The organism is Flammeovirga sp. SubArs3 (assembly GCF_947387565.1).
In the GTDB taxonomy this organism is placed as follows: Bacteria; Bacteroidota; Bacteroidia; order Cytophagales; family Flammeovirgaceae; genus Flammeovirga; species Flammeovirga agarivorans.
This window is the reverse complement of sequence record NZ_CANDOA010000006.1, coordinates 305586-320266: the sequence shown is the minus strand read 5'-3', so window position 1 is coordinate 320266 and position 14681 is coordinate 305586. Positions and strand designations below refer to the sequence as shown.

Annotated in this window: 10 protein-coding genes; 5 read left to right on the top strand and 5 right to left on the bottom strand. The window is 33.2% G+C overall.

The genetic code is table 11. The annotated features are described in order from the left end of the window. Positions 1 to 48 precede the first annotated feature (48 nt). Positions 49 to 591, top strand: a complete 543-nt coding sequence (locus tag QL232_RS18355; RefSeq protein WP_281615271.1) for a DUF3944 domain-containing protein — start codon at positions 49 to 51, stop codon at positions 589 to 591. Between the two features lie 289 nt (positions 592 to 880). On the opposite strand, the gene QL232_RS18350 is transcribed toward QL232_RS18355, so the two are convergent. Together QL232_RS18350 and QL232_RS18345 are read right to left on the bottom strand one after the other, a co-directional pair. Next, entirely contained in the window at positions 881 to 2368 is a 1488-nt protein-coding gene (locus tag QL232_RS18350; RefSeq protein WP_281615270.1) for a glycoside hydrolase family 30 protein, read from the bottom strand. A gap of 242 nt (positions 2369 to 2610) precedes the next feature. Beyond that, positions 2611 to 4269 (bottom strand): DUF6377 domain-containing protein, encoded by a 1659-nt coding sequence (locus tag QL232_RS18345; protein WP_281615269.1) that lies wholly within the window; start codon positions 4267 to 4269, stop codon positions 2611 to 2613. A 219-nt stretch (positions 4270 to 4488) separates the two neighbouring features. Between QL232_RS18345 and QL232_RS18340 the strand changes: the two genes are divergently transcribed. The 3 genes from QL232_RS18340 to QL232_RS18330 all read left to right on the top strand — a co-directional run bounded on the left by QL232_RS18340 (position 4489) and on the right by QL232_RS18330 (position 7488). Next, positions 4489 to 5868 (top strand): cytochrome ubiquinol oxidase subunit I, encoded by a 1380-nt coding sequence (locus QL232_RS18340; protein WP_281615268.1) that lies wholly within the window; start codon positions 4489 to 4491, stop codon positions 5866 to 5868. A gap of 2 nt (positions 5869 to 5870) precedes the next feature. Next, positions 5871 to 6908: a cytochrome d ubiquinol oxidase subunit II gene (gene cydB, locus QL232_RS18335; RefSeq protein WP_168885275.1), complete on the top strand. Its 1038-nt coding sequence runs from the start codon at positions 5871 to 5873 to the stop codon at positions 6906 to 6908. Positions 6909 to 7014: 106 nt separating this feature from the next. Then, on the top strand, positions 7015 to 7488 hold the full coding sequence (locus tag QL232_RS18330) for a hypothetical protein (RefSeq protein WP_281615267.1): 474 nt from the start codon (positions 7015 to 7017) through the stop codon (positions 7486 to 7488). Positions 7489 to 7571: 83 nt separating this feature from the next. Here the strand turns inward: QL232_RS18330 and QL232_RS18325 are convergent, their stop codons facing one another. Further along, positions 7572 to 8996 carry a sulfatase-like hydrolase/transferase gene (locus QL232_RS18325; RefSeq protein WP_281615266.1) on the bottom strand — a complete coding sequence of 475 codons (1425 nt, stop codon included), beginning with the start codon at positions 8994 to 8996 and terminating at the stop codon, positions 7572 to 7574. 487 nt (positions 8997 to 9483) lie between these two features. Here QL232_RS18325 and QL232_RS18320 point away from each other — a divergent pair, with 487 nt between their 5' ends. Next, entirely contained in the window at positions 9484 to 11019 is a 1536-nt protein-coding gene (locus QL232_RS18320; protein WP_281615265.1) for a sulfatase-like hydrolase/transferase, read from the top strand. A gap of 269 nt (positions 11020 to 11288) precedes the next feature. On the opposite strand, the gene QL232_RS18315 is transcribed toward QL232_RS18320, so the two are convergent. After that, a complete protein-coding gene (locus QL232_RS18315) occupies positions 11289 to 11777 on the bottom strand; it encodes a hypothetical protein (protein ID WP_281615264.1) in 489 nt (162 codons plus the stop codon). Positions 11778 to 12157: 380 nt separating this feature from the next. After that, entirely contained in the window at positions 12158 to 14653 is a 2496-nt protein-coding gene (locus tag QL232_RS18310; protein ID WP_281615263.1) for an FAD-binding protein, read from the bottom strand. Positions 14654 to 14681: the final 28 nt, after the last annotated feature.

Here is a 14681-nt window from a genome sequence, read left to right as displayed (position 1 = left end):
AATTAAGTGTGTTTCAACTGCAAAAATAACAAAAAAGATTCTATGAATATGCGTACTGATTCAGATCTGTGGTTTTTAGATCAATGTTCCAATAAACAACTAGAGTTCTTATATAATATTCTAACATTAGAAATAGATGGAAGCTACAGAAAGAGAGAAAGGCTGAGCAATTCATTAGAATCAGAAATCTACGGTACAGATTATTATAAGTACAGTGACCGTATTGCGTTGGAATTACAATACCAATCAAATGATGTTATTGGGGACCTGTTAAGACAAAACCTAAGAGAGTATAGAGATATTCTTGTCGATATTATGATTGTACAGAATATTGAAATAATGGGTTTTGAAACGGCAGAACAATTAGAAGAAGAGTTAATTCTTACATTAAACGATAGAGCTTTAGGTATACAAGATGCAGGGATTTATTCTATGCCTTTTGATGTATTATTAGCTGAAGCAATGAATGAAGAAGTAATGACATCTCCTATTTATAGAGCCATAGTTCCAGCAGTAATATATATCAGTATTTTACGATTAGAACAGACCAATAATCAGAATAATACTGATGTAGTAAAAGTGAATAAATAAAAGATATTACAATAAATAATTTGAGCTTATTGAAAAATAAGCTCTTTTTTTATGCTTGATTTTCTGAAGATTATAAAATTAATATTGAATAAATGATTCAAAAAATTTGCTAAAATAATCTTGGAATCCCTATATTAGTTATGGGTAAAGAATCAATGATATGGAAACATATCATAAAAAACATACTCCCCTTACATTACTTTAATGTAAGGGGTTTTATTTTAATAAAGGTTTTCTTGGACTAATCTATTTGTTTATAGCAGTCTTATTTTGCCCTTATTATGGTAATCTATATAGTTTTCTGGTCATTTGAATACAAAAGTGTTTGAATTGCTCTAGCAGGAATCTCAACTTGAGTTTCTTGGCCGCCTACATATACTGCATATGAGATAGGTTCATCAGTACTATTCATAACAACAGATACCATTCTTCCATCAGTGTTTAGGAAAGTAGTAGCTTCAAGAACACTTCTACTTACAGCAGTACTAATTCTTCTTGCTCCTGGTCTAATATATTTTGAGAAGTGACCGATATAATAATATGATGGTGTAAATATCAATTCATTTTTATCAGTATCTGCATGGATTGGTGAGAAACAGAAGTTACCTACATGGTTTGGTCCGCCATTTTGGTCTAATAAAATATTCCAATCTGTCCAACCTACGGTACCTTTATTAAAATCATTGATCATCGATTTACCATAGCGTTCTGCATTAGGCCAATACTGATATTTAGAAGCATCAAATCCTTCATTACATCCTTCAGTAAATAATAATTGCTTATCAGGAAAGTTTTCTTTCACAATGCCTAAATTTTCGAACATAGGTTCACCACCTGCCCAAGTTTCGTACCAGTGAAAGCCAATACCCCAAGCATATTTTGCAGCTTCTGGGTCACCAAAAATGGTATTTGCTCTGTTGACAATTAGGTCTCTATTATGATCCCATACAACAATCTTTTTATCAGCAAACCCAGCTTTTTCAAATGCGGGTCCTAAATGATTTTTTAAGAAATCACGCTCTTGTTCTGCACTGTAGATACAAGACTCCCAAGTCTGAACAGCCATTGGTTCGTTTTGAATTGTTACGCCCCAAACATCTATACCTTCTTTTTCATATTCTTGTATAAATTTGATATAATAGTTCGCCCAAGAATCAAAATATTCAGGAAGTAAAGATCCTCCTTGTAACATATCTTTTTTCCCTTTCATAAAGGCCGGAGGTGACCATGGAGAGGCATAAAAAGTAAGGTTCTCATCAGCTTTTTTAATGGCACTCTTAATCATTGGTAATCTATACTTTCTGTCATGCTCAATGTCGAAAGTTTTTAATTCTTTGTCACCTTCTTCTACATATGTATGACTTCCAGAACTAAAATCACAACTATGAATTGAAGTTCTAATTATCGTATAATCGATGCCGTCCTCTCCATAATATGCATTCAATAATTCCTCTTGCTTGTCTTTAGAAAGCTTAGAAAATACTTCCGCAGAGGCATCAGTTATTGCACCACCAATTCCCAAAAACTCTTGATACTGCTTTGCCGGGTTGATAAAGATGGAGACTTCGTTTTCTTTAGCTTGATCAGCTTTTTTAAAATCACTTTGTCCAGTATTAGACATTTTTAGCTCTGTATCTTTTGCAGTAGTAAATACAGAAACTTTACTAGGTGTAGAAGAACTTAAATCGGTTATTTCTTTTTTCTTTGGAAGTTGATTTTCTTTAGCACATCCGATAAGTAATGCTGCGGCTAAAGCTGTTGTTAAAATCCTTTTCATACTTTATTCCTTGTCAAAATTGTAAATACTTTCTTGCCATAAGTAGTAATAGTTATTGAACTATCTGATGACAAGACAAAACAACAAGGAATTTAAAGCGAAGTAAAGCTTGAGTAGTGTTTTAGTAGCAGTTATAATAAATTAATAGATTGATATACAAAACTATATGTAATTTACAATACATGAATTTAGTAGTAGTTTTTATATTTAAAATAACTACTAAAATCTAATTTTATAGTCTTCTAGTCTTCACTATTACCAATTTCCATCACTTGTTCTTCAAAAAGATCTCTTTCTCCTATAGCTTTATTTCTGAGCTTAACTCTATAATTATATATCGTTGTAACGGATGTTCCCAATAACTTAGCTATCTTATGTGAATCAGAAATTCCCAATCTGATAAAAGCAAAAACTCTTAATTCAGTATTTAAAAGACTTTTTTGTTTTACAACTACAGGAGCACTTTCATCGATAAGATCATTTATCTGCTCAATAAAATTGGGGTATATAGACAGAAATGTCTGATCAAAGTTCTGATAAAAATCTTTCATTTCGGTTTTACGAACATCTTGATTTTTTAACTCTTCAAGAAATTTAGAATACTTTCTTCCGACTAACATTTTTTGAGCGTATATATTCTGATGTTCAAGTTTGTCGATATAATCAGAACATATTTTTAGGAATTCACCGAGATAGACTTCTTTTATATGTGATGTGTTTTTCAAATCTATACTCAGTTGTCTAAGTTGTGAATTTGCTTTTGAGAGGTTTTCAACGGCATCGCCCAATTCATGATTAGTGGATTCTAATTCTTTTGCTGCTACTCTAGACTTTTTCAATTGTTGTAGACTAAAGAAAACAGCTGCAAGAGCTATGATGATTAAACCACTAATTAAGATCGTATACAATTGCAGTATATTATTTTTTTCTTGCAATTGGGCTTCATATGATTTTGAAATTAATGGCATAACGTTACCCAATTGGATGGCTCTTAATTTCGAACCAAAAAACAATGCATCTTCATTAGCAACATGTATATATTTATAGGCAAGTTCTATCTCATTTTCGTTGTATAATTTTAGTGCTAGAGAAGCTATAGAGGCATTGTCTTTAATATTCCCCTTAATATCAGAAATGGCAGATAGTATTAAGTATTTTTTTTGGTTTATATCATCATGTTCTAATTCATAGGTGAGCGACCGCATGTAGGCAGCTTTAGAGTAAACCCTCTCTCCTATACTAGTTCTCGATAAACGGAGTGAACTTATTTTTCTAGCATCTAATAGATTTCTTTTATCTAAAGCAAAAGTCTCTTTAATATCTAAATAGCTATCTGAATTCTCAGAGACAAGGTTCAATAAGGTATCACAATAACTAAGGTACTTTTTCAAGTAGACCTCTTTTAATTCTATGGTTGGAGTGTAAGCAAATAATTGATTGTATAATGTTTTTTGCGTCTCATAATACTGTTTCCATCGATCGTCATTAAGCGATTTTCGATCGATTTTTTGCATTATTGTGGCAGGTTCTTCATAGCTTCCTGAATTGATAAGTAGGATTGATAGATTAAGATTACTTCTATTTATTAAATCTTGATCATTTAATTCTCTTGCCAATTTTCTTTGAAGGAAAGCATAGTGAATCGCCTCTTTAAATTTATAAAACTCATAAGCCAAAAAGAGTTCTTCTGCTAGAAAGTACTTTTCTTTCAATGAATTCTCGTTAAGTGCTAATGCCTCTTTTAAGCTCTTAATTTTTTCTTCCTTTTTCTGATCTAAACAAGGGATCTGCTGAATAATGTCATCTAATTGAAGAAATAGATCCTCTAATTCATCATTAGACCAACATAGTATAGGAATACTGAAAAAAACTAAAGTGATTATGTATTTAAATCGATCCATATGTTCTAGGTTAATGCTGCAAGATAACTAATCTTAGTTCATGATATTAATGTTGTAATACATTTCAAAAAATCGCTTATATAAACAGCATTTATTCATCAAAGAATAATGATTAAACAAGAAACAATAACAATCTACAAATAGTCTTTTGTATGTTAGATTTTTGAATTTAACTTTATAAAATAATCTATTTAACTATAACTACGCTCCAAACCAATTATGGATGTAGAAATATTATCTCGTATTCAATTCGCCTTTACAGTATCCTTTCATTATATCTATCCCCCATTGAGTATAGGTATCGGTTTGATGCTGGTAATCTCAGAAGGCATGTTCCTAAAAACAGGAATCAAAAATTATGAAATTCTTACTAGATTTTGGACCAAAATATTTGCACTTACTTTTGGTATTGGTGTAGCTACCGGTATCGTTATGGAGTTTGAATTTGGGACAAACTGGGCCACCTATTCCAGATATGTTGGTGATATTTTCGGTTCTGCACTTGCTGCCGAAGGTATTTTCGCCTTTGCGTTAGAAAGTAGTTTCCTTGGAATATTACTTTTTGGTTGGAATAAAGTAAAACCTATCACTCACTTTTTTGCCACAGTGGGTGTTTTTCTTGGATCTATGTTCTCTGCCATATGGATTGTGGTCGCAAATAGCTGGCAGCAAACACCCGCTGGTTACCATATAGTTGGAGAAGGTATGGAAGCTAGAGCAGAAATCACTGACTTCTGGGCTATGGTATTTAACCCTTCTAGTGTTGAACGTATTCTTCATGTATGGGTCGGAGCTTTTTTAGCTGGAGCATTCTTATTTATAAGTGTACATGCCTATTACTTGGTAAGAGATAGACACGAAGAGATTTCTAAACTAGGGATAAAAATTGGCCTTGCAGCTGCTACTGTTTTCTCCTTAGTTCAATTATTCTTGGGGCACCTTTCTGCTGATGGAGTTGCCGAAAATCAACCCCAAAAATTAGCGGCATTCGAAGGACATTTTCATTCTGAGGACCCCGCTGATTTGTATTTATTTGGTTGGGTAGATCAAGAAAGTAAAGAAGTTTATGGTATTAAAGTGCCTGGAGGGTTGTCTTTCCTATTGTATCAAAACTTTGATACCCGAGTGAAAGGTCTTGATGCTTTTGATGAAAATGATCAACCGACACAGATAAATGCCATATTTCAATTTTATCATCTGATGGTAGGTATTGGAATGATGCTCATTGGATTGTCCTTAATAGGCTCCTTTTTACTATGGAAGAATCAATTATACAATCATAAATGGCTCTTATGGATCTTTGTTTTTGCAGTGATCTTACCTCAATTGGCGAATCAATTTGGTTGGTTTGCAGCCGAAATGGGGCGTCAACCATGGGTGGTTTATGGTTTATTGAGAACTTCAGATGCCCTATCAAGGTCTGTTAGAGCAGAACAAGTATTGTTTTCGTTGATCATGTTTACCTTCATCTATACATTATTGTTTGCCTTATTTATTTACCTATTGAATAAGAAAATTAAGCATGGCCCAGATGATAGTGAGTTGATCGATCATAGAATACATCAAAAAGACATTAATAACTTCTACTCAAAAGATTAATTATGGAGACATTTTTAGGATTAGATTACCCTACGCTCTGGTATCTTGTAGTAGGGGCATTATTTTCAGGATATGGAATCTTAGATGGTTTCGATTTAGGAGCAGGTGCTATGCACTTATTTATCAATAATGATAAAAGTAGACGAATAGCATTAAATGCTGTTGGCCCTGTATGGGATGGTAATGAAGTATGGCTTGTGATTGGAGGAGGGACTCTATTTGCTGGTTTCCCTGTTTTCTATGCGACATTATTCTCAGCCATGTACATACCATTTATGTTATTTATTTGGTTTATAATTCTTAGAGCTATTTCAATAGAATTTAGAAGTAAAGAACCTATGAAATGGTGGAGAAGTATGTGGGATGTGTCCTACTCTATTTCAAGTGCAATGATCGCTTTTCTGTTAGGGGTGGTATTAGGTAATGTCTTACAAGGTTTTCCTTTGGATGAGAATTTTGATGCCATTGAACCAAACTTATGGATGTTTTTAAACCCCTATTCTATTATTGTAGGGCTAACAACTTTAGCCATGATGATGATGCATGGAGCAATCTACCTTTCTTTAAAAACAGAAGGTAAATTATTTGATCATGTCGTTCAGATGTTAGAAAAGTGTATGATTGGTTTTATCATCATGTACATTATCATGAGTTTGTATACTTTAATCTTCTTACCTCATTTGGCAGAAAGATTTAAAGAATATCCTGAGTTATTTATACTACCTGTATTGGCTGTTTTAAGTATTGCCAATATTCCAAGGTTAGCTAAAAAACAGAAATATTTATCGGCCTTTGTATTTTCATCGCTCACCTTTAGTCTGTTATTAATAATGGTAGCTATCCAATTATATCCTTCTCTATTAATTGCGACAAATGATCCAGCAAATAGTCTGACTATCTACAATGCTGCTGCTTCAGAAAAAGGTCTAGAATTGATGTTAACTATTGCGGCAATAGGTACGCCTTTAGTATTGACTTACACATTTATTGTATATAGAGTATTCTGGGGTAAAGTGAAACTGGATGAACACTCTTATTAATTTTAGTGTAAATAACTGTTTTTTGATAGTTTTGAATTGAAATTTGAAAGGTTTGCTGATAAATACAATTTAATTTTGTGATATAAATTATTAGTGATCAGCAAATATGAAACACCCCTTTAAAAAACTATTCTTTCTGGGGGTATTATTCTGTTTTACCTTAGTACTTTTTTCTTACTTGGTAAAACAAAATATCAACCAAAAGAAGCAGATTAAAATAGTTAGTCTTACCGAAAAAGTTGAACGAATAAAGTTATCAGGATCAATAGAAACAAAAGAACCTACTCTTTTTCATATAGAAGTATTAAAGCCAAACAACGATAAGCTGGAATTGCTTACTTGTGGATATTCCAATTTACAAGGAACATTTTCAATTCAACTCGAAAAGGCTCTATTAGATAGTGAAATTCTAGTGCTTGAAGTCCTTTCGTCATTAAGTGAAAAACTTATTTATACTTCAGTAATTAATATAGATGATGTATCAAAATCTGTTTACATCAATAAAGAATCAACTTTAAAATCGGAATCTATTATTAATAGATATAAGAGAAATGGTAGTATTCAATACCATAAAAATTAACATAATTGAATAAATATACAAAGAGACCTACCCTTATTAAGAGTAGGTCTTTTTATTAGGTGAATTGATATAACGTTGGATCTTTAATACGCAAGAACATTAAATCGGTCGGGATTTAACTCTGAGTATTTATTATCTTGTAAAAGTCCTAGATACTTCGGTACAACCATCTGCTCTACCCACTGATCGTATTCCTTTTGCAACTCTTTTTTCTGCTCTTTGGGTAATGTTAAATTGTCTGATTCTGAAATATCTTTAGAAAGGTCATAAAATTCTTGTCTCGTCTTATTTGTCTTTCTGTTGTAAAGACGGATATATTTCATATCACCCATACGTACCGTGTAGGTTTTCTTATCAAAACTTCTCCAACGTAGAGACTGATGCGGATCTCCTTGCTTTTCCTTTGTGATATAAGGGACAATGTTTACCCCATCCAATTGTTTTTTTGGTTTAGCATTCGCATATTCTACTGCAGTTGCCATAATATCTAAAGAAATAACTGGGCGCTCATAAACGGAATTCTTGGCAATCATATTTGGCCATCGCATAGCAAATGGAACACGAATACCACCTTCGAATAAATTACCTTTATGACCTCTTAGAGGAGCATTATCTGCTGTAATCTTTGGAGTCCCTCCGTTGTCTGATAAGAAAATAACGATCGTATTGTCAGCTATTCCTTTTTCATCCAATTTATCTAAAAGTAAACCTACACCATCATCTACAGCAGAAACCATAGCACAATAAGTTTTTCTCTTTTTGTTCTCAATATGCGAAAAACGTTTAAGGTATTTTGGCGTAGCTTGTAAAGGAGCATGGGGAGCATTGTATGCTAAATACATAAAAAATGGTTCATCTGAATTTTCATCTACAAAGCGAACAGCTTCTCTAGATAGTGCATCCGTTAAGTATTCTTTCTCATCTACCCTAGTATTATTATGCAACAACTTTGTTTTGTAAGCATCACTATGTTGTTTGATTTCAGAGATATCATTTAAGATCCATTCTTCAGGGAAATATTTATGACCACCCGTCAGGAAACCATAAAACTCATCAAATCCTCTTTTCAAAGGTCTCAGTTTCTCATGTGCTCCCAAGTGCCATTTACCTAATGCCATACTTTTGTAGCCTTCTCTTCCTAAAACGTCTGCAATAGTTTCTTCGTCGACACTTAACCCTTGATCAATATCATTTGGAGCCCAAAGAGGATTTCTTCCGGAACCAAAGCGGTCTTGGTATCTTCCTGTAATCAACCCTGCTCTTGAAGGACCACAAACTGCATACGATACATATCCATTCGTAAACTTCACCCCTTCATGAGCAATTCTGTCAATATTAGGTGTAGGGATTTCTTTACTACCATTAAAACCAACATCCTTATATCCTAGGTCATCGACTAAGACTACGATTACATTCGGCTTTTTGGGTTTCTTCTTCTCTATGGAAGTATAAGAAAAGAAAGTCATCACTGATAACAGTGAGGCTGCAAGAAGAATATTTTTTTTCATTTCAAGTAATAATTCATTTATGTTTCCACATCATTGTAATACAATATCAATAGAGCTTCTCACATTTTTGATAAAAAAGAAATTTCTAACTAACAATTTCATTATCGCTTATTTTGTGCTATTGAATTGATAAGGATGTGTTATAAAATGACGATATTTGATTTATATGTAATGACATAAAGAGATTTTTCCTCCGAAGGGTAGTTTTTTACACCAACTTTAAATCAGTATTTCTCTAATAAGCTATGCTACTTCCTGATTCTTCAGACAAAAAGGAAAACACATGATGATAGGTTTTGAGGTATACTTTTATTGTAAAAGAGTAGTAAAATCTCTTCATTGCTCAAATATTAAATCAGTTTGATACAACATTAAACCCATTCCATGACTACGGTTCTTAATTTTGTTCCATAACTACTTTTAGGAGAGTTTAGAAATGAAATTATTATCTACTACCCTTTTTATTTAAAAGGTAAATTTTTTACAGATGAAAGAGAGATTACTTATTGCATTTTTAGTTGGCTTACTAGCCATGAATGCTTTTGGACAAGAGAAACCTAATGTATTATTTATTCAGACGGATCAACATGTTTGGTACGGTCTTGAGTTTGTAGATAAAGGTTTTGATACACCCAACCTGAATGCACTGGCAGATAATGGAGCATATTTCAGTAATGCTATCGTGACAACTCCTTCATGTTCTCCTGCAAGAGGAACATTTGTTACTGGAATGTACCCACACAGTAATACGATTATTAATAATTTAATGACTAAACCCAATGCCAAATACAAACAGCATGGTGTGGAGGAAATTGAATACCTTTTAACCGAAAATATATTATACGATGAAGGGTACTTTACAGGTCATTATGGTAAGTGGCATATCGGTAAGAAAAAGGAATTGAAATGTTATAAAGGTAGTTTACTTAAAGGTCAATCACATTCTTATGAAGCGAGCAAAAACTACAAGCAAAAATTAGCTGACGGAATGGAGAAGATCAACCCGAAACCATCTGACAAAGAACTTTGGGGATATCCGCTATATCAAAGTAAAGTATATAAAGAAGCAGCAGAAGCGACAGAAGCAACAAAATGGAAACATAAAGGGATTTTAGCTACTGGAGAAACTTCTATTCCGGTAGAATTATTACCGCATACATCGATTACGAATGAGGCTATTCGAACGGTAAAAGCTAAAAAAGGAGAACCTTGGATGATCACTGTCAGCTACCATCCTCCACATATTCCATGGGCCATGCCAGAACCTTATTTCAGCATGTATGATAGAGATAAGATGAAGGTAGACATGAGCGAAGTGGACAAAGTACACCCGAACGCAAACAATATGGATGCCCAAAGATTGGGTAAATTGGTAGGCGAAGAAGGTATTAAAGAGTATCTGGCTATCTACAGGTCTCAGGTGAAATACATGGATGAGGAAGTAGGCCGTATTATAGCATCGCTAAAAGAGACAGGTCAATATGAAAATACGTTGATTATTTTCACTTCTGACCATGGTGATATTCAAGGTAGATTTGGAGCGATGGGTAAAAGTTTAGATGGCTTCTACGATGAGTTAGTGCGTGTTCCATTAATTATTAAGGCTCCACAATCGCAAAACAAGAAGATGGTGAAAGATACTCATCAAGTAAGTATTATCGATATTATGCCTACCATTCTTGATTATTGTGGCATTGAACTTCCAAAACAAGTACAAGGTGCATCTCTAAGACCTTTGGTAAATGAAAAGAAGACTTCATGGCGTAAATACAATGTTTGTGAAAGAACATATCCACATAAAAATGATTATGTATGCCGAATGATCACTGACGGTCACTATAAATATGTTTTCTACAGCCAAGGACCTGATGCATTGTATGATCTAAAAAAGGATCCCAAGGAATTGGAAAATGTGATTGACAATAAGAAATACAAGGCAAAAGTTGAGGAACTAAAAGGAGCTTTAGTAGATTGGATGAAAGAATCTAATGATACTTACCTTGCCAAGTATTTTGAGATGTAATTCTCTCTGCCTTAAATAAAAAGATCACCTCAATTGTTCTGTAATAGGATTAGAGCAATTGGGGTGATTTTTTGTATCTATCTTTTTGTGAATACTCTCTATTCGTATTGTTAAATGATAGTGTTACTAGTAATTTATTTATGTCATAAGTCTAAGACTTAATCAATTCGGAAGTTCGGAGTGACACTGCGTTTAACACTCCGAACAGTGGGTTAAATATATTCTTCATTAACTTTATTGTTCAACACTAAATATTAATGGATTAAATTTTATTTAAATTTACCCTTATATAAATTAATACTTTCATTAAATTCTTCTAACATCATGTAATCATCATCCTTTGCTTGATTAATAATTTCAAACCATATAAGTTGATTATGTTTATTGATTCCATGATTAGTAATAGAATCATATAAAAAGTTATAATCCAATAAATTTGATTCAATCTTGTCTACATAATAAAGCCAATTATTATCATTAATCTTTATTTGCTTTTCAAATCTTAAATAGTTGAATTCATTTTCAATTATTCGAGCAATTATTCCACCTAAGTCAAAATGTAATTGTTCATGCTTAAGTAATTCTTCAGATTGTGAATCTAAATATGATTCCTCTTGAAGAAAATAACAATCGATTGAAAGAGCTGATTCCTTAAAACTGTGTGTAATTGCCACAGAAGTCAGCCCTTCAAATTCTGAATTAAGTGGACGTTTTCCTTTAAAATCAGAAAATTTAAGTTTACAATTCTTATCCCACAATATAGGTTAATCATTAATGAGAATAATATAATGTATAGTAATTTATTCATTATTCGAAATCAATTGTTAAATTCTGCTCTATTCGTAGTGTTAAACGCAGTGTCACTACGAATTTGTTTATGTCATAAGTTTGTAACTTATGACTATTAATTAAAATAAAGGTATCTAGTTTATTGAACTCTTTGATCCTTTTCGCCCACGATTTAAAATCAAGGGTTTTATATACACCTGGTAACAGACTTCTCTTTAGTATAGGATGAATGAATAGAAAAATTTCTTCTCGTTAGTTGGAGTTATAACACTAAAAAAGGTCTGAACATCAATAAATGATAAAAAAAGGTTTGCAAGCATTCCCTCTCACAAACCTTTTTCGGTGTTTATTAATAATCAAAGATATGTTCCACTTCCATAGCGTTATCTTGGGCTACATTGATAAAAGGAATTAGATCTTTTACCGGTAGTAAACATACCAATCTCTTTATACTTTCATCTGTAACTACCTGCGATTCATAAAGTAGTTTCATATTCGAATAAGGTATCTCTTTTGTTTTTTCAGCGAGGACTGAAACTACAATTTCATCGTTACCACCTATATCTTGAATAGAGATATCTTCACCACTGATTTCTAAAATGGACTTTGTAAATGCCCCCCACCTAGTAATACTTAAAAGCTTCTTGTCATCTTGAGTATACAACACTTTAATGTCCTTATTTTGTTTGATGTCTTGATCACTAGAAACCAACAAATAGATTTGTTCTATAGGCTCTTCGTAGTTCGCTTTGGCACCCAATTCGATCAACTGAGCATATCCAGCTTTGAACGTAAATTCGAGCGTAAAGAAAATCGTTCTTTCCCATTTTCTAAACCAATTGGCATCGTTAGCATTGGAAGCACTCCACACTTTACTAATCCAAGGCATAAACTCAAATTCGTACCAAGCAGTATGGTATATGAAATCTGAATAAGCTTTATGTGCGGCTACTATTGTATTTTCCTTGTCAGATGTGTTGCCATTGTCCAACCAGCTAAATGCTCTACCAATACTATTTTCATAAAGCATCTTTACAGCATATTCCATCGTAATACTCACCCCAATTACTTGAAGCATCGTATTGTATTCTTCATTTTCACTATATGCTTCTTCCACAAGAACCTGAGAGCGATCATACAGTTTCCAATACTCATCTATGGACTTGTAATATGGAAAATCCGATGGATTTTTATGTGCACTTAAGTAATCTGCATATTCTTTAGGATTAAAAACCAAATACCATTCAGGTACTGTTAATACTGTCTGTTCTTCTTCTCTGTAATACCCTTTGATATCTTCTCGTTTACTTTCAATTTGACTGAGTAAATAAGGATTATACTTATCAAGAAGTTTGTTATTGAAACGGTTCAATGAATCCAATCGATGTTTTACAGCAAAGTATTGATCAGAATGCTGGAAGGCTTTCGTAAACTGTTCATAACTTGCATGAGGCTGATAAGGAAGATACCACTTACCATTTTCACTAATAATAGCATCGGTCATTTCAACCGTCCATGCTTTTACATTTTGCTTGGATAGTTCGTCGGTACCTTGTTTGTAATAGATCACTAATGCAAAAACTTCTTCGTCTGCCCAAGACAAGTAAGACTCTTTATCTGGGTAAGCATGACGTAAGGAAACGTTCAATACATTCACATTGTACTTTTCATACACAGCCTTCATCTTAGGAATAAATGATGTTAGGTTATTGACTGGAATAAAGTATTCTTGAAGTACATAAGTATTTTTCTCTCTCGATTTGGGTTCAATTTCAGCCACATCATAACTCGCCTCTTTGTTTCTCCAAACTACCTTTTCATTTCTATAGAAGTAAGGATCGAAAAATGTTTTTCTTGCCCATTTCCCCCAGTTTCCCCAAGAAGCTACTTCTACCAATTTTGGCTCAAGCCAGTAATTAATACCTTCGGGAGTTACCCTAGTTGTATCTGTCAGCTCCTTATTAGATACTTTCCAACAGACGTTATTTACAACATCAAAGTTAGGTGGGTACAAGTCTCCGTTTTGGAAAATAACAGTTGTATCGTTCTTAATTTCTTTCTCAAAAAATGCATTGTAATCGGTAACATCGATAAGGTTGGTTTTTCTTTCTACCTTCACATTGTCCACCAACTGTAAGGTTGCCTCTACAATCACACCGATACCACCATAACCACCAATTGCTGCATTAAATACTTCTTGATTTTGCTCTCTGTTTGCTAAAATCTCCTCACCAGAAGTAGAAATAACTTTGATCTCTTTTACAGATGAAATAATAGGACCATGACCAATATAACGTCCATGACAGTTGACAGAAATAGAACCACCTACTGTAAAATTCGCGTAGGTTTGCATGATTTTGATAGAAAGATTCTCCTTATCAATAATTTTTTGAAGATCTCTCCAAGTGATGCCTGTCTGAACCGTCACTTGTTTCTTTTCTTTATCTAAACGCAATACCTTATTGAATTGACGCATATCAAAATGCAGACTGTTTTGAAAGCCAATTTGTCCACCCATACTGTATCGACCTCCACCAATAGAAATGGGGCCAGTGGTCGTTAAGATAGCTTGTGATATTTCTTCGTTGGTATGCGGTTGTACAACACTTCCCACTTGAATTGGGTTGATCTGAGTGATATCATTGACCCGCTTATTTTCCAATTTTTGGTTGAAATCCACATCACCTGAAATGACAATTAGAAAGACGACAAAAAGTGCATAACCAAGAATTATATATGTAGGGATATACAACCATTTTTTGGTGTGGATATCATGTATTGATTTCTTAAAAAGAGAAAATATGCCAGTAATTAGTTTCTTGAAAAATGAAAAAATTGTTTTCATAAAGCTGTTTTTCGTAGAAGTAAGTTGT